This is a genomic window from Stieleria varia (assembly GCF_038443385.1).
In the GTDB taxonomy this organism is placed as follows: Bacteria; Planctomycetota; Planctomycetia; order Pirellulales; family Pirellulaceae; genus Stieleria; species Stieleria varia.
The window spans coordinates 9,643,969-9,665,989 of record NZ_CP151726.1 but is presented as its reverse complement, the minus strand read 5'-3'; the positions used below and the strand labels follow the sequence as shown (position 1 = coordinate 9,665,989).

Sequence of the window (22,021 nt, the reverse complement as noted above, 5' to 3'; positions counted from 1 at the left end):
CGAAAAGCCCGACCCACCGGTCGGGCTTTTTTTGTGTCATGAAGGGTAGTGCATCGTCCAGTCTTAGAACGTGGGTTCGGTAGATGAGCCGTTTTGGCGTTAGCCACGGTTTTCGTGCCACAACCGTGGCTAACGCCAAAACGGCTAATCCCAAAATCAAGACCGGACGATGCAGTAGCCTGTTCAAAATTTGGCGTTGACATTGTTTTTTCAGTCCATGCATCACAATCAAAGTGAGCCTCAGGCGCTAGCCGTGGGCCGGCACCACAATCCGCCTCAGGCCCACGGCTAGCGCCTGAGGCTCACTGGGGCCACCGGCTAGGGGCATAAACTTGCGCAAACCCAAAAAGCACAACACCCAACTTTGAGCAATCCGCGCAAGCCGTTTCGTGCAAATATGTTGTGAAGACAGGGACTCGTCACCTCGTCCACGACGGCGTGTACAGATTTATATGCCGCTCGCACAAAGAGCGATTCTCCAGAGAAGTGTCGAAAAATCGATGTTTTGGGTGGAACCAATTCCCCGAGTTATCTTCCAAACCGATCGATCTGCCAATTCTCTCGATCTGTCCGCCTGTTGGGCTTATGATGATCGTTCCCCGCAGGCAAGCGATGCCGTTTTTCGCTCAACGCTGTACTCTCGTCGCCGGACCCTTGTGATGATTCAGAAACGAAAACACCTGCTTGAGTCGTTGGAGACACGCCAACTATTGGCCGCCGAGTGCTTCGCAATCCCCAACGAACTTCTGTCTGCTGGTGATCAAGTGATCGCTGGCGATTTGTCCGCATCCGTTGCTGCCGCTCAATCGGGACAAGTCACTTCATGGAACGCGGCCGGCCTGCCGATCGATCAATCTGCGATCGCGCTGATCCGGCCGTACTACCACGCCGATCTGATTCAAGAGGTCGACGGTCGGTTGATTGCCGTCGATACGAGCGACAACACGCTGCATGTCTTTTCACGATCGAACGACGGTGGGCTTGAGCAAATCGGTAGCGTTTCGGTCGCCGGTGGGATCCATGACATGCGGGTCGTGGGCAATCAAGTCTTGCTCTTCAGCCCCGTCGACTTGCCGATTGCTTATCCAACTGATGCGATGATCGCGCCGCCTTGGGGGACTGAGACACTTGTCACGACGGTCAATCTCGGCGATGAGATCACGACCATTCGGCAAACCCTGCCCGGCAGCTACAATGCTCTGGACGTGACGGGCAATCGCGTGGTTATACGTCAACGCGAAGGTGGTGGTTTCATTCCGGCAATTTGGCCGCCGCCAGAGATGCCGCCCAGCTCGTTGAACGTTTACGACATCACTGAGAACGGGTTGCAACTGGTCGACAGCGTAGAAGTTCCCCATTATGGAGACATCCAAGTCCGCGGCGATGACATCTTCGTCGCTGAGACCGTTCACCCAGAGATAGAGATCCTGCCGCCCATCGTGAATTACGAATTGGGAATCGATGCCGCAGGCAATGTGATACCGCCCGACGAGTTTGTTCCGTCGGAACCGCCCGTCGAGTTTGTTCCGACGAAGGTCGTGTTGACTCGAATGAGAATTAGCGATCAATCGATCGAGCAAGTTGCTCAGTGGGAGTCAGCCGAGGGCGAGTTGTCTTCGCTGTACGTTTCGGAGGACGCGACCACGGCAACGATGGTACAGACGCAGTACTTGGGGATCGGTGCGCAGCTTCAAGTCAGCTTGTTGGATCTCTCGGCGAACTCGATTTCCGTCTTTGATTCGTTCTCCGTCCAGGCCTCTGAACCGACAGGCGTGATGTCCGTGATCGATATTGGTCCAGGCTACGTCGTGTTGCATGATTTTGATCAACGCGAGTTGACGATTGTTTCGACGGATCAATCCATTGACATCGCCAGTGAGAATCGTGTCCGAACGTTGAGTTTGCCTGAAGGCTGGCAGGCGACCCACCAGACCTTGCGGCGGGGGACCGATCGACTCGTCGTGGGTGCATTGGTTCGACGCACCAGTCAACCGTCTGACCCCACGCGTCCAAACGCAACGAACGACATCTTCCATGAATTACGTTCGGGATTCCTGACAGTGAAACTGTCATCGGCAGAGATCATTGCCGACACGGTATTGCCCGCTGAGATTCATTCCTATCCAGGTTCACTGATTCCGATCGATCCCGTCGCGGGACGCTTTGGATTCATCAGTGGCGCCGAAGCCGTCAACACCAGCCGCATTCGCTTGATCGTCGGTCGATTGAACGATGCGGGTGAGTTTGTTGTCTCGGGCAGTGTTGCCCTACCGAACACGTACACCGAGATTGATGCCAATCCTCAACGCTTGCTGGTCCGTTACCAAGATCGTTTGCTGGAGTACGACTGGGGCAACTTGACGGAGCCGACGACGATTCCATTGGGTGAATTGTTGCCAGCGATTCAAGCCGTCGACGACGCGTTGACGATCGACTTCAGTGGTCAGCCCTCGGTTCAATTGGATGTAACGGCGAACGACGACTTGGGCAGCGGATTTGCACCCGCTCAGATCGTGGAGTTGATCGGAGCGCCCCGCGGTGCCGAAATCGAAGCGGGACGATTTGTAAGAATCCCGGCTACCGCGCTTCGCAACTCGGAATCGCTTCGTTTTGAGTATGTCATCAGCGATGGATTGACTCGTTCGCGAGCGGTAGCGGAAGTCACCGTCAACACGATCGACGAGTCGCTGTTCCAGGATTTGATCGATAGCATTCTGCGACGCGCTGCCTCTGATTTTGGCGTCAGTGTTAACGAAGTCGAGGTCACGAGTCTGGAGCGTTTTGTCGGCGAGCCTCTTCCCTATGTTCCGCCGGATGATCCGAACAATCCCATCGATTTGTCACCAGGCGTGCTGATGCTGGTCAACACGCCCGGCAATTCAGCTCTTTACGCGGGCAGCATCGATGGCCGCATCATTCAAGTCTTTGGCAGCACTCGTGAGTTCCTCGTCGAATTGGGGCTGCGTGCCGTGGACGCCAATGGACAACCGGTAACGGAAGTCGCCGTCGGGGACGAATTCTGGCTTGAGTTTCGAGCAGACGATCTGCGGCCCAACGGCGGTGGTGTGTTCTCCGCGTTCTTTGATCTGGCTGTGCCGGCGGACCTGTTGCAACTGACCGGTCAAGTCGAATACGGGGATGGGTTTAGCCGGGTCGCTAACTTTGTCATCACGGACTCCGAAGTGGACGAGTTGGGCGCGATCGGCAATCAAGTCCAGCCCCCAGGAAACGAAGTTCAGACCCTGTTGCGGATCGGTGCTCGGGCATTGGCTGCCGGTGACGTTCAATTGCAATTGGACCCGGCAGACAATCCGGTCGCGGAAACCACTATGCACGGTATCGACGATGCCATCGATCTCGATCGCGTGCGACTGGGTAGTTTGGAACTCACAATCGTGGAGTCTGAAGGGACAGATCCATTGGACGTCGATGGTAATGGGAGTGTGACTGCGGGCGATGCATTGATGGTGGTCAATTTCATCGGTCAACACGGTGTGCTCACGCTCAACGATATCGTGGCCACTGGTGCCGAGGGCGAACAAGTGTCACAGACGGACCTGGAATCCATGAGACGAATGGATACCAATCGCAATGGTTCTATCAGCGCCTTGGACGCTTTGTTTATCATCAATCGACTGCGTGAAGTCCGACTGGCTGAGTTAAACGCAGAGCAGCTCTCAAGCGAATCTGTGACTCCGCAGCCGCTCTCGTCGATCGTTTCTGCCGACGCCATGGATGACGACGATGATGTTGCCGGTGAGACAGTCAACACTGATTTGTTTTGATCTCGCAGCGTGTCGATCGTGTGCGCCGCGGGAGAACGTGTCTGCGCAAATCAGCCGCCACGCGATAGCGTCCGGTTCTCTCGCCTCAACGTGTCCAAGCAGATGACGCTACCAGACGCCGTGAGCCGCGACGCGTGAGCGGCCGGGGCTTGCACCGATCGAGCGTCCATTCCAATGCGTAAAACCCGTGGCCTGACGGCCAGCGGCTAGGGCTTATAGCACCACCCAGCGTTTGGCAACACAACCATGCCAAGCGGGACGCTATCACGCTGCGGCTGATGAATAATCCGGGCTAGTGCCAAGATCGCGAGTTGAGCGTTGATACCAGCACGAATCGCAAGCGATTGATTCACGGCGTTTTGTTCACTCGCTTGCGCTTCGTGCTGGTATTTGTATCGTTGCCAATCAAGATCAATTCAAAATCGCAGTACTAGCGTCACGCGGCTCACCAGATCGGCAGTCTAAAACGCCGGGAGGGGACACAGGAACGTCCGCAACCTGAAAATGCTATAACTCCTCAAATTGAACAGCCCAAGGCAAGCCCGGCCGGTCGGGCTGTTACGCTTCCCTGCCACCACGATTGTCTCATGGATGCCGATCCCAACGTTTTCTCAGTTCGCATTGCTTCGTCGGCGGAGCGGGGGTTTGCAGTCGAGGTGGATTCGCCGGTGGGGCGATGCCAGTCGACGCTCGTTCTTCCTTGGCCCGATGAGTCTGCGTTGTCCGCCATGCTGGCACGGTTGCCGCAAGCCGTTCGAGGGCAACGAGCCTTGGAGTTGGTGAGGCCGAACGCTGACGACACAGACGAAGCGGTCGATGCCCAGACGATCGGTGAGCAACTCTTTGACGCATTGTTTCATGGTGAGTCGCTGGCGCTCTTGTCGCGGAATCTCGATGCCCTCGGCGGTGAGCTGAGTTCCCTCCAGATTCGCTTGCATATCGATCAAGCGGACCCAGGGGTTTCGGTATTGAATCGACTGCCGTGGGAGTTGATGCGTGACCGTCGAATGGGCGAATACCTTGGGCTTTCGAATCGAACACCGATCGTTCGGTACTTGGAGGTGCCACGCAATTACACGGCTTTCGCGTTCAAGCCGCCGTTCCGAGTGCTGGTGGTGATGTCCAATCCTGATGGAGTGGCGAAGCTGGATTTGGATCGCGAACGATCCCTGATCGAGTCGAGCTGGGGGAAGCGGGACGATGTCCAAGTCGACTTTTTGTCGAAAGCTACCACGGATCAACTGCAACGAAGACTTCAGGGCGCAACGTATCATGTATTGCATTTCATGGGGCACGGAACGTTCGATCGGCAATCGGGCGTCGGCAAGTTGGTGATGGAAAACGAGGATGGCAGTGCTTGTTTAATTTCGGGCGAAGCACTGGGACGGATCCTGCGTGATACGTCACTGCGACTCGTTTTCCTCAATGCTTGTCAGACCGCTCAGGTTGGTGCGGGCGGTGCGAGCTCTATCGAAAGCCAGATGTCTGAGCGAGCGTTTTCCGGCGTCGCATCATCGTTGGTGCTGGCGGGTTTGCCGGCCGTTTTGGCGATGCAGTTTCCGATTTCCGACACCGCAGCGATTGCTTTCTCGGAAACGTTCTATCGCTTGCTGCCACAGTGTCGGCCGCTTGAATACGTCGTCGCCGAAGCGAGGAAACGTGTAGATCAACTGCAGTTCGAAAGTGGTGCCACCGAGTGGGCAACTCCCGTGCTGTTTTCTCGGTTGGGTGACGGTCGAATTTTTGAATCCCCCTTTCGAGTCACACCACTGGACGATGAGCAACAGGAGTTACTGTCACGTCTGACACTCAAGATGCGTCGGTACTGGATCGAAGGGAAATTGGACAAAGACATTCCGATCAAGCCGCCGATCGAACTGACCAAAGAACTGTGCCCCAAAGCGCTCGATCGGGCGATCGATGACTATGGCCAGTATTCTCACGCGGAAACCTCAGATGCCGAATTGCTGGTTCCAGCGGGCAAAACGATTGCATCCCTGTTTGATGAAAACAATCGCAAACTCTTGATTCTTGGTGAGCCCGGTTTGGGCAAGACGATCACGTTGCTTGCCCTCGTGCAGCATCTGATCCAACGACATGATGCTGATCGAAATGAACCGGTCCCTGTTGTCTTGATGCTGTCGAGTTGGTCCCAGTCCAAGCTGTCGATCGCGGATTGGATCGCCATTGAGATCGCCAACAAGTACAAGATCCCGAGTCGCCTCGCGATGCGGTGGACCGTCACAGATCACCTGATGGTGATGCTGGACGGACTGGATGAAGTGCCCGAGGAGAATCGAGAAGACTGCGTTGCGGCGATCAATCAATATGTTGCCCAGCAGACCGATATCGACGGCCGTTGTTTCCTCGCGGTGTGCTGTCGCTTTGATGATTACAGCCGTCTGACGAATCGGTTCACCTTCGACGGTGCGATCAAGCTGCGGCCATTGAGTGAAACACAAATACGAGATTTTCTTGAGAAATTCGGAGACGACCTTGCCGAGCTGCAACAAATACTGGACGCGGATCCGCAATTGCTCTCGGAAGCTCAGTCGCCATTGATGCTGGGCTTGATGAGCATGGCGTACAGCAACAATCCTGGTGTGTTTTCTCGGTGGAGGGAGCTCGCATCCAGTTCGCCCGAATCCACACACTCGCTTCGGCATCTGCTGATCGAAACGTATGTCGACCAAGTGTTTTCACGCAATCGAGCGACTCCCTCACGGTACGGTCGCGAGGAAGTGATGAATGGCCTTCGCTGGCTGGCGAACCAATTGCACCATCAGCATCAGTCCGTGTACCTGATCGAGAATCTGCAGCCGGGCTCGCTTGACAATCGATTCCACGGATTCCTGTACTTTGTACTGCACAGTTTGGTTCTGGGTTCGTTGTTGGGTGGTGTTCTGATGGGCGTATGGCATCATTCAGAACACGTGGATCCATCTTTTCCGCCCGCCAGTGAAACCCAACCGTACTGGCTGGTGATCACGCCGATTTGGGTGTTGTCGGTCGCGTTGTGGGACTGGTGGTGGACCAAGCGGGATCGAGACCGTTCGCCTGAACGGATCATTTCGCGTTCGCTGGGTTCCCGTGCGGTCCATGCCGTCTTTCGGATCACAAGTTTTTATGCGATCTGGGTGTTGCTATGGATGATGCTGTCCGCATTTGTAGGGCAGCAAGACTCAGAGGGTTCGATGCTGCTGTGGCTCAGCCATCCTCTCTCCACCGGGGTCACGGTTGCCGCCATGTACGCATTGGCGGTGGGTGGACGAGACACGCTGCAGTACATCGGAGCCGCAGAACAGTTGAGGTGGTCCTCTAAACGAGCGATGTTCGGCGCGGGAATCGGGCTGGCCATCGGCTTCGCCGCTTGGACCATGTACGCGATCTCAAACTGGGTGGGAATCTTCAACGAGTCTGTGGTGGATGGCGTTGACCAAGACCAACGCACGGTATTCTTTCACTTGGCCTTCTATCTGCCGCTGGGCCTCGTATACGGATTCGTTTTTGGTGGTCTGAAAATGAGCATGACCGAGCAGAAAACGCGTCCGAACGAAGGCATCATGTTGTCGATTAACAACAGTGTCTATGGGGGTGTTGTCGTGGGTGGTGTCGCCATCGCGACGATGTTGATCCTGTTGCCCAACCTATTTCCAAACTCCGACTGGGCTGACGACTGGCCGTCCTACATCTGGCTCGGGGCATTGACGGGAATGATCGCCATGTTCTGGTTCGGCCTGATCGACGTGGTTCGGCACTACTGTTTGCGGGCGATTCTCTTGCTGACCAAGACCGCTCCGTGGCATCTGCCACGCCTATTCGATCAGGCAAGCGATTTGACTTTGTTGCAAAAGATCGGTGGCGGATACATCTTTCGCGACCGCATGTGGTACGACTACTTTCTCGGTCAAAGCGAGGCGACCGCTGAATCGAATGATTCGAACTCGCCGGGGCGTTAGCCTGAACTGATCAAAGTTTGGGGTTGACATTGTTTATTCAGTCCATGTTTTCGTTCCATGCATCGCAATCAAAGTGAGCCTCAGGCGCTAGCCGTGGGCCGGCACCACAATCCGCCTCAGGCCCACGGCTAGCGTCTGAGGCTCACTGGGGCTACCAGCTGCGCCGGCAGCCTCAGGCCCACGGCCAGCGCCTGAGGCTCACTGGGGCTACCAGCTGCGCCGGCAGTTGGGACATAAACTTGCGCAAACCCAAAAAGACACAACACCAAACTTTGAGCAGTCCAGCGTTAGTCTGGGCTATCGCTTTGGTTGACCCGTAGCCGAAGGCGCAGGAGACGCTACCAACCGTATTGCACCGTAGGGCCAAACGGGGCACCCGCCTGCGCCTTCGGCTACGGGTCAAACGGGGCCAGGTCACCGCCTCACAGGGTCGGTGGACGGGCAAGAGTGCCCGTCCACCGGCCATTCAATTCCATCGGGTGCGTCCGACGCTGAGGCACGGCAACGCTCGATCATCCGGTCATTCGGGGCTGACACTGGAGACGACAAAATAATCGTGTCGCACCCAGTGTGGCTTGATATCCAACCGCCAACAGGTTTGCGTGACCGGTGGCAAGTTCGCTCGAGGGATCGGTAGTTTGTCCAACGGCACCAACACATGCGCCTTGTTGGGCAGAGTGCCGACACGCGTGACAAAGCCTTCCAGGTGAACCGCTGCGACTTCTCCACCCACCGCCGCGTAGTCTTGGGCGGTCGCGCTTGAGATCGCGTCAGCGGCGACAATGGTTAGCGGTCCATGAGAGTCATCCAGCAGCAAGCAAGACTTGAGATCGGCGACTTGGGCATCGGTGTTCAGATCCAGTTTTAGATTGCTGTAGTGACCCTCGTTGATTGGAGCCACAGCGACGGGTAGTTCTTTGACCAGTCGCACGACATTTTTTTCCGAAACGGTCGTGCCAATCACTTGGCTGGCTTCGTAAACCATCCATTCCGCAGGCTGGCTGAACGTCGGAGGTGCGATGATTCGTTCCGCCGTTGACACACCACCGTACATTTCCGGCTTGTTGTGCTTGGTAATCACCTCTTTGTTGTTCAGTTTTGCAGCGGCATCCACGTACTTGCGAGCGAGCATCATTTCCTGCTGTTGGGCGAACAGTCGGCGCCATCGCATCGGTTGAGATACTGCTCGTTCGTAGGCAGCGATTTGGTTGGCGAGTGATGGGCTCTTTGCGACCAACTGATCGAGAGATGCTTTGCATTTCTCGCTGACGGAGACGACGCAACGGCGGTCGATTTCCGAAAGCACCTCTAGGATCTTGCTGTAGAGCGGAGACACTTTGTCCGGCGTGATACTCTGCGAAGAAGCCTCGATGATCTTGTTGATCCCAGCGACTGCGGCGTTCTCTAGCTGCACAACCTCATCATAGATGGGCCACTCCGAGATATCTTGGGAGGCACTGTTGTCGTCAAAGGCAAAGTAGGTGCCAGCGTGATTCACAAGTTCTGCCGATGCATCGCCCCAGATGCCAGCTAGGTGCTCGATTGCCGCAGCTGCGTCGCCCGTCTGGTCTTCGCCCAGTTTGGCCGATCCGGAAGCCGAAATCTCGGATGCCAATCGATCGGCCTCCGTGGGTAACTTCTTCACGGCATCTCGTTTGGACGCGGCAGCTTGCAGGGCTTGTTGCTGGTAGTAACTCTTGCGTTGCGGTTCAAGCGATTGGTCAACTTTTTGCAGCAAGACCAGGATCGGATCGCGAAATGGCTGGGCTTCCGTGTTGGTCAGAAAGTAGCAGTCCGAGTACATTTCTTTGCCCATGGCTTCCAGAATGCTTTCGGCCTTGCGCAAGTCGCCGCTTTCGATCAACTTGGTTGCCTGTTCCAACTGCTTGGTACGTGCGGGGGTTTGTTTGCGGAGCTTGTCAAGTATTTTGGGTTTGAGCGCTGCGCCAAACGAGTAGTACTCGCCAATCTCTTTTTGCAGCAGCCAGAGTTTTTGTTTCAGGTCATAGCCGGCCGGTTCGCCCATCAATTGCAAGTGCCGCGCTTCGCGTTGACGTTTCCACAGGTCGCCATAGGAACTGGATAATTTCGGAAAGGGCAGTCGCTGTGGATTGTTTTGATCCTTGAGCGACATGGCAAACTTTTCTTCCGAATCAAACAAGGTGTACAGTTCGGTGATTTTGGCGTCGGCATACTGAACCGCGCCGAGCGACTTCAAGGGATCTTTGGTCTCGATATGGTTCGGGTCCGCGTGGACCAAATTCATGGTGAGGAAAGACATCACGATGGCAAAGAGCCAAACGGATGCCGTGACAGTCCAAGTTCGCTGAAATCCGATGCTTTTCATCTCACTGATCTCCCTTCACAACGGCGATTGCTTTCCCGCCTCCGATGGCGATGGTTTTTCCATCCGAACCCATCAAGGAACCTCTGTCGATCTGAACGGACACCGTGTTGTCGTCCGCGTTGATTGCACCGAGAGTGACCAGTATGGGTTGTCCCGGAGTCGTGCAGGCGACTGGCCCCGATGCTTGCGCGCGCAGGAAGACGCTGCAGGGCAAGGGTTGATCGACCAAGGTGCTGAGCGAAGTAGCGGTTGTGGGAGCGTGGATCAGGATGCTCTGTCCTGAGGGGTCTTTGGTCGTGTCATAGCTGGCGATCTGTAGCATCGACGGACGTCCGTCACCGATCGAGATCAATTCGATATTGGCAGTCTCCCACGTCAAAGCGGGCGTCGTCGTCAATTCGATACTTCCGGTGGCTGGTAGTTGTGCCTCCACGGCTTCGGTGGCGGATGTCGCCAGTTTCTTTCCTTCGTCTACGATTCCTTGCCCGATCTCCTTCAGGTCATCCTTGGAGCAACCTGACGAATACAGCAGCAGGAGACAGCAGACCGCTGCCGTGAGTGTGCTTCTGAGGACCGCGGGCGGTCTGTCGAAAAAACAATGAATGAACATAGACTTCCTCCAAAGGACGCAATGATCGAAGAATGAGGATTTGATAAGGGCGACAATTGCCGCGGGTCTCGAACAGGAAACCTCGGCACGCACCGTAGGTGCCAGTGCTCCGGACAATCTCTCAATTTAGCACTGTGGGAAAAATGCGTGTGATCGGAACCGTGAAGACGCTCAATTCATCCCAAATCACTTGATCTGGGCTTTGCTGACGATCAAGATCGCCTGGAAACTCGCCGCTTTTTCCAGAGACCAAAACCAAGCCTTCCGATGTCGACTTTCATCGCCCCATGACCTGCTCCGTTCGATGAAACCGACGCGAACCAACAATTTCGATTTGCTCCGTTTACTGCTGGCGGTCCTGGTGGTTCGCTGCCATGCGGGGTTGGTGGGCTACCCCTTTCGCTGGACGGAAGACACCTACTTTATGGGCGGCCTTTCGGCGGTCCAATGCTTCTTTGTGATCTCCGGCTACTTGATCTTTCGAAGCTGGGAGTCCAAACCGGTCTTATCAAGCTTCGCGGAAAAGCGTGCCCGGCGCATCTTGCCGGCGTATGTGTTTGTGGTCGTCCTCTGCACGCTGGGACTCAGCCTTTTAAGCACTCATGGTGTGGCGGATTACTTCGCCGATTCCGCCGTGTATCGGTATCTGTTCTCGAATCTGGCGTTCGTCGGGTTTCTCCAGAACACATTGCCTGGCGTTTTTGAATCGAACGTGGACCAATACGTCAATGGGCCGCTTTGGACGATCAAGATCGAAGTGATGTTCTACATCTCCGTTCCCATCATTGCGTACTTGGCAGGCAAGATAAACCGCGTCACCCTATTCGCGGTGTTGTATGTCGGAGGCGTCGTCTGGAATCTCGGATTCAACTACCTGGGTGAGCATTTTCAGCAACGCGGCTACCATCGAATCGCAGAACAGTTGCCCGGGCAAATGGCGTTCTTCATTTCCGGTGCCGCCATGCACTACTATGAAAGATTCTTCACGCGACATATCAAGGCGGCGGTGATTTTTTCGATCGGTGCCGTGGCGGGGTACTTTGCGTATTGGCCCGAGTTGTTCGCGATGGTTTACCCGATGGCACTAGCGGTGTTGGTGATTGGCTTTGCGACTCGGTTCGCCTATCTCGGAAACTTCGGACGTTTCGGTGACTTTTCCTACGGCATTTACATCTATCACTATCCCATTTTTCAAACGCTCACGGCGCTGGAATTGCCGTTGCGGCCGGCGACGTCATTTGCATTGGGTGTGACCCTGTCGGTCATCGCCTCGGTGCTCTCCTGGCATCTACTGGAATCACGGTGGTTGCTCAAGTCATCGCATTACATCAAAGCCAGTCATCAAGCGAACGATCCGACATGACCCAACCGCTCGTGGAACCCGCTTCCGTCTCATCATCAGAATCGATGGACGCTGGTCGAAAGGAGAGACTACGAATTGGCAACCGATGGTTGGCAGCGATCGCCGCTTGTTTGCTGATCTTGGGACTGGTCGCGACGGTGGCACGGATTCACAAAAAGTACCAAACGCCGGGGCCGTTTGACCACGAGCGACAAGGTTTGTGTGACTTTCACAATGGCGTTTACTTTCCCGCGATGGCATTGATGAGAGGAGAAAGTCCCTACGGGCAACCCTACGCGGACAAGTACCCGGTCGCTCGACAGATCCCGTTCTTTTCCCCCGTGGTCTTGGCACTGCATGCGCCGCTTGCCATGTTGCCCATCCACGCCGCCGAGGTGATTCACACGATGATTCAAATCGCCTTGTTGCTGGGGATCGCTTGGCTGGCGACCATCACGTCGGGTTTTGGGCGGCGGTTCGATGTCTGGCTGTGCGTGGCGGCGATGATGATCTTTTCGCGTGGCGGACACATTTCGATCTTTACGGGGTACTTCACGTTGCTCTTGGTCATGGCGACGTATTTGGCCGTCATCTGGGCCAAAGATCGCCCCGTATTGTCCGGCTGGATGCTGTTGATCGTATCGGGCAAGCCCACGTTCATCCTGCCGCTTGGATTTCTCATGCTCGCCCGAGGCAACATCAAGGCCTTGCTGATCGGTGCCGCGATGAGCATCGGTGCCGCGTTGTTGCTGATGGGATGGCTTGCTCATCACGAAGGTCAAGGCGACTTGATGGCGGGGGCAAAGCAATTGCTGACGCAGGTCTCTGGGACACAGGAAGTTCACCGAGGAATGGATGACGAGTCACCAGTCCATTCGTGGACTCGTTTGGATGCGTTCGCCGTCATTTCCAAATGGAGAGGTGCCAATCCGGGTGAGTTGGCACACCTGCTGACGATGTTTGTTTTCTTGGCGATCCCCATGTACGTCCTGCGTCGTGGCACTGTTGCCGATCAAGACGATGGAATCGCCGGCGTGACCGGTACGATTTTGATGACCGCATTGCTGACCAGTCTGTATCATCAATCGTACGACTCCCTGCTGTTGGTGGCACCGATGACAGGTGCTGTCGCCGCGATCCTGCCGGCATGGAAACGACTTTCGCTTTCTTGGCGAGCGACGCTGCTGTTGTTGATGGGTTGTCCGCTGATGAACTACTTGTCGACGCGGATGTTCCTGACGCGATTCGAACTGCCAGAGTTTTGTGTCAAGGTGTTAACGAGTCTCAACGGAGTTTGCCTTTTGGTTGCCATGGTCATCGCGTGCGTTCTCGCTTGGCGTCAGCTCCAAAGACCGACATCACCCTGTACAGATGTCTCTTTGGATTCAGAAGTTTCTTAGTCCTTGGATGAAGGACCGCAACGCGATCAGCCACAGCCCTTATGATGTGTGAATGTACCGTCGGTTGGTGACCGTGCACACGCATCGTCCATCATCAAGAGCAATGGGGCCTAGAGCGATGAATTCTTCATCCGATAACAGCGTTTCGCCAGATGATCCCGCGACGCCAGATGATCCCGCGACGTCAGGCGATCCTGAGACGTTAGGTGATCGAAGATCGCGAGAAATGGAGACCGTCGCCGAGTCCGCCACTGGCATGAATGGCATTTTGCATCTGTTCAAGACTCGGTTGCGTCGTCACTTCCTGACTTTCGTCGCGGTCGTCGGTGTTCTCGCTTTGCTCTGGCGTGTTTCGCAAGTGAGGAACTTGATTGTTCAGTTTCCCGAGGATACGACGCAGTGGTGGGGTTTTCTGGCAACGTTAGTCGTCGTTGCCGGCGGAGCCGCGATTTCGATCTGCGGCTTCATCTGGCCGTCCATCATGAGTCGTCAGAACCCGCTTTGGTTTTTCACCATTGGCTGGTTTGCTTGGATCACACTGGGGTGGCTCAATGGACTGGCGGCGAGGCTTTCAAAGCTGGGTAGCAGCGTGCTGGGGTACGTGATTCCCGCGACCCTCATGATTTTGGGAGCCGCTTGGCTGGTGTTCCTTTCCAGCGGGACGTTCCAGTGGCAGCCTTGGCCGCTCGCCGGAGGATTCGCCCGAATGCTCGCCGTTTCTGTGTTTTGGATCGGCGTTTGGCTCTTCTTTGGCAAGTCACTCGGGCCTGAGTTGATGACCGTCAGCGATGAAAAAGCTCGCAGTTCAGGGACCCTGGACAGCACGAATCAACGCCATCGCCATGCATGGCAGGTCAGTGGTCGGGTGTTGGCTTATCTGTCTCTGACGTTGCTCATCGGCGAAGTTCTGTGGGTCGCGGCGGTCAAAGGCTTTCCTCTCGCTTCACTGAGACTGTATAGCGTTTGGGCCATTTTTGAGATTGCCAGCATCGCGATCTTGGTCTGTGCATTGATCGACTACTTGGACCACAAAACGTATTGGCCTTGGCGGCTGACAGCCCTGTTCCTGGTGGTTGGAGTGATTTGGGCAACGGGGCCTCAGCGTGCCGCGGACAAGGTTTCCAAAGCAAGTCTGTTGGCAGTTCAAGACGAGTCCGTCGACGTTGGTGCTCAGGAAGCGAAACAAGCGAAGGTGTCCGTTATCGACCCCTGGTACACCGATCTGGAAACACGCTTGGACAACATGGACGACGGGCCTGTCGTGCTGGTCGCGGCAAGCGGTGGTGGTTCCCGAGCGGCGCTCTTTGCATCAATGGTCCTCAGTATGTTGCACGAGGAACCCATGCGAATTCCGCTGGTCGCCGATGACACTGCGGACACAGGAGACACTATCCGATGGTCCAAAGGGACTTGGGGAGACCACGTCTTGGCAATCAGTTGCGTCTCTGGAGGCACTCTCGCCTCCGCTCGCTATGTGCAGTTGGCCGGCGGTGAGCTTCCCAAGTATTCCAACCCCGGTGATCTTCAATACACCGACTTTCACGAACTCGTCAAACGTGCGGATGATGTCTTTGAGGAACTCATCAAAGAAGCTGGGAATGTGTCAGGAAACGACAGCGAGTTGAAATCGCTCCGAGAAGCACGTCAGCAGTTGCTCTCCATCGATCAACGATATCACGACGATCAGGGGTCCAACCACACCGATGTTGCAGCGGTTCTCGATCCGCTGATCACCGATGACCCCTTGGTCGAATCGGTCTTTCGATCCAAATTCATTGACGAGATGTGTATCGACTACATGGCGCCCATTTTGAGAGGCGTTTTGGTGCCGCTGGAACCGCGAGGGCAATCGCTGTACCAATTTTGGAATGCACAGTTCGGTTGGGCAGACATGTCTCGAAAAACCTGGCGCAGCACTTGGGACCCCAAGGCCCAGCCGATGTTGCTGGTCAATGCGACGGACATCGAACATGGGCGTCGCATGGTGATCGGTTACCCACCGCTACCACACAATCTGTTACCGGCGGCCGGAGTGTTGGACCGGATTGAGTATCAGGATTCAGGCCGCTCGGTGCGCGCGGTCGAATACTCGCCGTACAGCCTCTCATCTCTCGACCCCGAGCGTGAGATTGATATCACTCTTGGACGAGCCGTTCGAATTTCATCAAGTTTTCCATTCGGTTTCCGTCCGACCTCGATTCAGGTCCCCGATCCGACGAATCTGGATCCCAAACGCACCAAGGTGCTGAACTACCTTGATGGCGGTATCGTTGACAACACCGGACTGGATACCTTTCACGCGTTGATCGAAGCTCTCGCCAGAGAGGCCGATTCCGGGGCAAACTATGTCGCCACGCGATTGATGGGAAAACTGCGTCAGCGAGGTGTTATCGTTGTGGAGATCGATTCGGGTGCCAAGCCCAGTCGTCGCTCGCCATCGGGCGATCCCTTTCGAGCGATCACGCAACCGATCGGAGCGCTCGGATCGGCGTCGTACACCACGGCGCTTCGCACCAGCGACGGCTACCTTCGCGAGATGGAGCGACTACTCAGCGATGATCATTCCGCTTTCTTGGCAAGAACGTTTCTGCAGCAGACTGATCTGGCCTCGATGTCTCCACTGGGATTAACGATCTCGCCCGATGAACAGATGGAATTTGTCTCGGGCTGTCTGCGCGTCCTGCAGGAGTCGCCCAATGATCCCACTTGTAAAGGAGACCGTTTGACCTGCAATTCCACCAACCTGGATGACCAAGTCATGACCGCTTTTGCCCTCGGACCGCAAGGCAAAGCCCGTGTGATCGCACAGTTCTTGGTGCAGCGCAATCATTGGCGGACCTCTTTGGAACTCATGAGTGATTCCTACCAGCAAGCGCTTCAGTCACGACGGAAATTTGGAAGCGATTCTAGGTCTCAAGAGCTGAGTTTCTCGCGGTTGGTCGAGACCTCCGGGAAATGGGTTCAACGACTCGAAGAGGATTTGCAGAGCGATTCACCGCCCGGCGATGAGGAAGTTCGAGAGAGAACCAAGATACCGCTCGTTTTGATGATCGCGGCGAGCAAATTGGCGGCGGACGAAAACCTCAAGCGAGAGGTTGAGCGTAGTCCCGAGCTCAAAGAATTGCTCGCCATGGTCACCAGTGGCAGAACCGGCGAACTGTTCGCTCACTTTGTTCCAATGCAGACCTACTCCGCAGGGGCGGATAGCTCGACGCCAAGCGTTGCGATGTCCCCCACGATGGCTTCAGACAGCGCAAGTAAAGGATCGATTTGGAGTGACGCTGTTCAGCAAGCGAAGCAGATTTCTAAGAACTATCAGCCGATTCAAGGGGCCGAAATTCTTGAATCAGGAATTGAAAAACCGGACCCCTTTGAATTCAATAAAACGATGCGTCTGCGCTCAGAGCGAGAGTTCTATCAGTCGAAATGACATGGACTGATCGACGCACGGGCAAAGTGCCTAAGCGTCGCGGCAGCTGATGCCCGCTTGGATGCCCATCTGCCAGTCACCCGATGAGTTGCGGTGTTCCAAGGTGTAGACCATGCCTCCACGTGGTAACGCAGCGGTCTCTTCGGCGGTCAACTCCAGTTTCCAGATACCGTCGGGCTCAAATCGGCAACGCTCGGGATCTGTCACTTCCACCACCACTTGCCGATCAATGTATTGACTGTATACCCGAAACCGGGGGATATGACCTGCCCAGTCGATTCGTCTGCCATCGGCGTTATCCGTGAGTTCGAGGGTCAGCTCACACGGTTGACCTGCATCGACTCGAAACCAGGACGGAGGTCCTTGGGGTTCGTCGAGCAACGGAATTGCTTGGATTGCCATGGAGATCACAACGGAATCAGCGACTAGATGAGTTGCTTTCGTCACCGATGCCACAGCAGCATCGAGAAAAGCATTCTTCAGAAAGCAATGCTTGTACCACGCACCGTGATTCTCGCCGACTCTGCCCCAATGAGGCAGGTCGCTCTCTAACCGCCTTGCAAAGGTTGATTCTGGTCCACTAAGTCGGTTCGCTCCTCCTGGGATCGAGCTCAGGTCACCTAAGATGCCTCCATCACAGGCATCTATCGCCCAAACAGGAGGCGTTTGGGTATGACTCGTGAGACATTCAGGGTGTTGATTGCGTTGCCATGCCGGTGATTTGGCGAAATCCGTTGAGTCTCGTGAGCCTCTTTTTTCGAAGTTGGCGTCGGTGTGCGAGCGAGAGTCTGGATCGCAGGGAGTGTCTCCTGGAGAACGGCGTTACGCATGGCAAATGTGCCATCTACCGTGTCCATGCAGATCTGCGACAATCGGGGGCCACCGGATCGAGATTTTTTCTGTCGGACTTTTGGCAACCGACACAACCAAACTTGACCTGCAAATGCGAGCGGACTTTTGAATTCCGACGAAGAAATCAGCATGCTGATCGAGAGGATCAAATCGGGACGTGATGATGAAGCCAGTGCGGCGCTGTGGGAGAACTACTTTGAGCGACTCAAGGCGGTCGCAAAACGCAATCTCGGTGGCGTATCGACCCGTTCCTCGGACGAGGAAGACGTGGCGCTCAGCGCCATGCATAGTTTTTTTCGTCGAGCCGAAGGCGGAGGATTTGAAGAGCTCAGCAATCGAAACGAGCTTTGGAGTCTGTTGCTGACCATCGTCATTCGAAAAGCTCAAGCTCAGCGTCGTCGCGCAAACGCCCAGAAACGCGGACACGACGCTGTGCGAGGTGAATCGGTCTTCAACAATATTGCGGGAAAGGCGGGCGCAGGGCTTTCAGGAGTTGCCGGCGACGCGGGCTTGGCAAGCCTGCTCCTCGAAGGAACCGAAAGACTCCACCAATTGGACGATCCAACCCTACAGAGAATCGCCGTGCTCAAGCTTGAAGGTTACACGATCAACGAGATTGCTGACCGACTAAGACTCGCTCGCAGCACAGTGAAACGGAAAATCGGGCTTATCAAGGAAAGATGGCTAGAATCTGACGAATAAGTTCGAGCAACCTGGACCCAAACCTTCCGGGTTGGTCATGTGATATTTGGTTACTCCGATTTCTGACATCAAGAGTTCTGACATCAAAAGTCTGTTTCTATGTCCGTCCGACAACAAATCGATGAAATCTGCGATCGCTTTGAAGCGGTATGGCAGCAGGGTGACGAACCAGTGATCGGCGAGTTTGTCGCGCAAATTGACCCTGCGCACCGCGTCGAATTGCAGAACGCCTTGCTCGAGGTCGACGAAGAATATCGAAGCAGATTGGCGAACGCACGAGCTGAGGTGCAAAAGACGCATATTGGTTCTGAACGCGAAGTGAAGTCTCAATGCGAAATCGACACGGTCGAAACGGATGAGACCCTTGCATCGGCAAACCACGAGCGAGTTGAAACGTCAGACGGCAAGCAGTGGCCAGACTGCGACCTGGACTTTCTACGCCCAGCCGAGTTGCCAGACGAGCTGGGTCGACTGGGCAATTATCGTATTTTGGAAATCCTAGGTGCTGGTGGCATGGGCATCGTCTTTCGTGCCGAAGACACGAGGCTTGAACGAATGGTTGCAGTCAAGGTGATGAAGCCCTCCATTGCCGCCAGTCGTGTGGCCAAAGAACGATTCTTGCGAGAAGCCAAAGCAACCGCAGCCATCGAACATGACAACATTGTTTCCATTTACCAAGTGGGCGAAGACAACGGTTTGCCATTCATTGCAATGCGCTACTTGCGAGGTTGCTCGCTGCAGCAAATGCTGCAAAAGAGCGAGCGAGCAGACGATTCCGAGATCGCAAGGATCGGCAGCCAGATCGCAGCGGGACTTTCGGCAGCTCATCAGCAAGGCTTGATTCATCGCGACATTAAACCTGACAATATCTGGATCGAAGATTCGACCAACCGAATCAAAATCCTTGACTTTGGTTTGGCGAGAACTCACGAAGAAAACGCGGGGCTGACCCAAAGCGGTATGGTCGTGGGAACGCCGAAGTTCATGTCGCCAGAACAGGCCAAAGGGGAGCCAGTCGACCAACGTTGCGATTTGTTCTCTTTGGGGGCGGTTCTCTATCAACTTGCAAGTGGCAAGCCGCCATTCGAAGGCGGCAATCTGACCGCGACGCTGATCGCGGTTTCGGAAGCCAAGTTCCGACCGATTGACGAAGTCTGTCCCGATCTCGATCCTGCGCTATCGGGTGTGATCGGTCGACTACTTAAAAAGAATCCTGACGATCGTTACTTGTCTGCCTCAGACGTCGACCACGAACTAGCTGGTATCGCAACGAGACTCCAAGAGAAACGTGAGCAACTGAAGCGACAGTTTCAGCATGCGGAGACCAAGGAGATACCTCGCCCAGTCTCGATGACGTCACCCGCGTTAGCAAAGCAGAGCTCCTCTGGATTGCTCACTCCCGTGCTGGTGTTGATCAGTTCGTTGGTGGTCCTGTTGGGCGCACTTTGGGCAATGGGTGCACTCGGGATTTTTAAAGTAGAGACCAAGAACGGAACGCTGGTGGTGAAGGTCAGCAACGAAGACTTTGAAACAATATCCCAGGGAAAGACCGTCAAGCTCCGTCATGTTGAAACGGGAGCCAACTACACGATCACATTGGACGCGGAGCCAAAGACGGAGCCTCTACGCCCGGGCGACTACGAGTTTGTGGTCACAAACGATGAGGGATTTCGTGCAGAGATGAAGCGATTCGAAATTGTCACTGGTGAGAGAAAGGAAGTCGAGGTTTGGTGGGAGCCAAAGAATCCAAGTACTACGTCCGCGAATGATGACGAAGCGGTTGGACAGATTCGCGGGGATCGTGACTACTTTACTGCGCTCCGTGAGATCGGTGCGCATATCCTGTTGCAAGCCATTGATGATGACCCCATTCTTACGCCACAGGTTCTCTCTGCATCCACGCAGTTGGGCTCTTTGGACTATGTCATTGATCAGCCAGAGAAACTTGGTACTGCTCCCGTCCTCATGAAACATCCGAGCATTTTTCTGACGTTTCGAGGTCCATCCTTTTCTGACAACGAAGCGGCGCGACTGAGCGAAATATTGCTTCAGCGACCGATCGACTATCAACGCTGCTTGGTCAGGTTCTACTCCACTGGCGTGACGAACAAGGGAATCGCTGCCCTGCGCGGACTGAAGTTGTGGAGTTTTGAGATCCACGAAACCGCGCTCGACAAAACAAGTGTCGAAATCATCTCGTCGTTTGAACCAACCAGTGCACTGGTCGTGAGTTCAGCAAGCATCGATGACCAAGATTTGTCGCTTCTTGTTAAAAATGCAAAATGTCCTTGGTTTCATGTGCAGGGCAACAAGTTCACTCGTCAAGGACTGCAGTGTTTGAGGGCGACTTCATTCACCGTCCTCAATCTTGGTGACAACAATCTGATCGATACCGATCTGGGTTTCCTGCCCACAATGGAGTCGCTTGAGGCATTGTATCTGAACAAGAATCCGATAACCGATGCAATCTGTGAAGTCCTCGGTTCCTGCCCGAAACTGACCTACCTCGTACTGAACGAAACCGACGTCACGCAAAAAGGCATCGAACGTTTGCATAAAAGTTTGCCGCAATGTCATATTCTGTGGGACGGCGGCGAAGTTGAAGCGGAAGGAACGTCGAAGGAAGATCCCGCAAAGACCCAAGAAATTCCGATCACAGACCAAGAATACTTTACGAAGATCCTGCAACTCGGCGGCGAAGTTGGGTTCTATGCCGAAGGCGATATCGTATCACCGGACGTCGCGGCGGCATCGGAGATGCATTCAGGAGGTTATTTCGTTTTGAAGGCTCCAGACGCATTGGCGAAACGCTCACACCTTGTGACATGGCCGCTGGTATTCCTCTCATTCAATGGAAATGAGTTCACAGACGAAAAACTCGCGTCACTCGCCGGACTTTTACGACAACGCCGGAGTGAATGGCCCCTTTGTAATCTTCGCCTGACCTCAACCGCGATTACATCCGGAGGCATAGCTGTCTTAGAAGGGATTAAATTCAAAAACTTTGAGATTGACCAAACGAATTTGAATGCCGATGGCTTGCGGATCGTGCAGTCAACCAATCCAGAGGAGTCGCTTGTTTTGTACGAGGTCGGATTGGATGACGTTCAACTTGGAATGTTGCTGGAGCATCACAATTGGTTCTCTTTGGGCATTCCGAAAAACAAAATCACAGGCGACGGACTTAGCCAACTCGTCGGTGCGGGGATCACACGTCTCAATCTGCGAGGGAACATGCTCAGCGACGAGGACATGGGATTTGTTAAGGACATGCCTGAACTCAATGTGTTGCTCTTGGCCGACACGTCGATCGGTGATCAAACACTCGATCTTATCAAGGAGCATCGCCAACTGATCCAGCTCGATTTGGCACGAACAAACGTGACCGAGGAACGCGTGCAACAGCTTCATCGAGAGATTCCGCAGTGTCAGATCGTCTGGGACGGTGGAGTCCTTGAGCCCGTGCTTGCCGACCGCGAGTGATTCACTGAAGTCGATCGACTTGCAGGACCTAGGACAGAACGTTCTTTGGGATCAGAGGCTTCCGTATAAACCGTTCTAGCCATCCTAGATGGAGTGTGACCGGCAACCCGC

10 protein-coding genes are annotated in these 22,021 nt (G+C 54.9%); 7 read left to right on the top strand and 3 right to left on the bottom strand.

Annotated elements, in window-relative coordinates; translation table 11 throughout:
• Positions 1–659 precede the first annotated feature (659 nt).
• Together Pla52nx_RS32640 and Pla52nx_RS32635 are read left to right on the top strand one after the other, a co-directional pair.
• Positions 660–3,785, top strand: a complete 3,126-nt coding sequence (locus Pla52nx_RS32640; RefSeq protein WP_197455039.1) for a dockerin type I domain-containing protein — start codon at positions 660–662, stop codon at positions 3,783–3,785.
• Positions 3,786–4,372: 587 nt separating this feature from the next.
• Positions 4,373–7,744 (top strand): CHAT domain-containing protein, encoded by a 3,372-nt coding sequence (locus tag Pla52nx_RS32635; protein ID WP_146523027.1) that lies wholly within the window; start codon positions 4,373–4,375, stop codon positions 7,742–7,744.
• Between the two features lie 520 nt (positions 7,745–8,264).
• On the opposite strand, the gene Pla52nx_RS32630 is transcribed toward Pla52nx_RS32635, so the two are convergent.
• Together Pla52nx_RS32630 and Pla52nx_RS32625 are read right to left on the bottom strand one after the other, a co-directional pair.
• Positions 8,265–10,091 carry a hypothetical protein gene (locus Pla52nx_RS32630; protein ID WP_146523028.1) on the bottom strand — a complete coding sequence of 609 codons (1,827 nt, stop codon included), beginning with the start codon at positions 10,089–10,091 and terminating at the stop codon, positions 8,265–8,267.
• A gap of 1 nt (position 10,092) precedes the next feature.
• Entirely contained in the window at positions 10,093–10,701 is a 609-nt protein-coding gene (locus Pla52nx_RS32625; protein WP_146523029.1) for a hypothetical protein, read from the bottom strand.
• Positions 10,702–11,005: 304 nt separating this feature from the next.
• Here Pla52nx_RS32625 and Pla52nx_RS32620 point away from each other — a divergent pair, with 304 nt between their 5' ends.
• The 3 genes from Pla52nx_RS32620 (at position 11,006) to Pla52nx_RS32610 (ending at position 16,873) form a co-directional block, all read left to right on the top strand.
• Positions 11,006–12,064, top strand: a complete 1,059-nt coding sequence (locus tag Pla52nx_RS32620; protein WP_146523030.1) for an acyltransferase family protein — start codon at positions 11,006–11,008, stop codon at positions 12,062–12,064.
• Positions 12,061–13,443 carry a glycosyltransferase 87 family protein gene (locus Pla52nx_RS32615; RefSeq protein ID WP_231742687.1) on the top strand — a complete coding sequence of 461 codons (1,383 nt, stop codon included), beginning with the start codon at positions 12,061–12,063 and terminating at the stop codon, positions 13,441–13,443. Before Pla52nx_RS32620 ends, Pla52nx_RS32615 begins: the two co-directional genes overlap by 4 nt.
• Positions 13,444–13,561: 118 nt before the next feature.
• Positions 13,562–16,873 (top strand): hypothetical protein, encoded by a 3,312-nt coding sequence (locus Pla52nx_RS32610; protein WP_197455041.1) that lies wholly within the window; start codon positions 13,562–13,564, stop codon positions 16,871–16,873.
• A 30-nt stretch (positions 16,874–16,903) separates the two neighbouring features.
• Here Pla52nx_RS32610 and Pla52nx_RS32605 read toward each other — a convergent pair whose 3' ends face one another.
• Positions 16,904–17,275 (bottom strand): hypothetical protein, encoded by a 372-nt coding sequence (locus Pla52nx_RS32605; protein WP_146523032.1) that lies wholly within the window; start codon positions 17,273–17,275, stop codon positions 16,904–16,906.
• 555 nt (positions 17,276–17,830) lie between these two features.
• On the opposite strand from Pla52nx_RS32605, the gene Pla52nx_RS32600 reads away from it, so the two are divergent.
• Together Pla52nx_RS32600 and Pla52nx_RS32595 are read left to right on the top strand one after the other, a co-directional pair.
• Positions 17,831–18,427: an ECF-type sigma factor gene (locus Pla52nx_RS32600; protein WP_146523033.1), complete on the top strand. Its 597-nt coding sequence runs from the start codon at positions 17,831–17,833 to the stop codon at positions 18,425–18,427.
• Positions 18,428–18,526: 99 nt separating this feature from the next.
• A complete protein-coding gene (locus Pla52nx_RS32595) occupies positions 18,527–21,910 on the top strand; it encodes a serine/threonine-protein kinase (protein ID WP_146523034.1) in 3,384 nt (1,127 codons plus the stop codon).
• Positions 21,911–22,021: the final 111 nt, after the last annotated feature.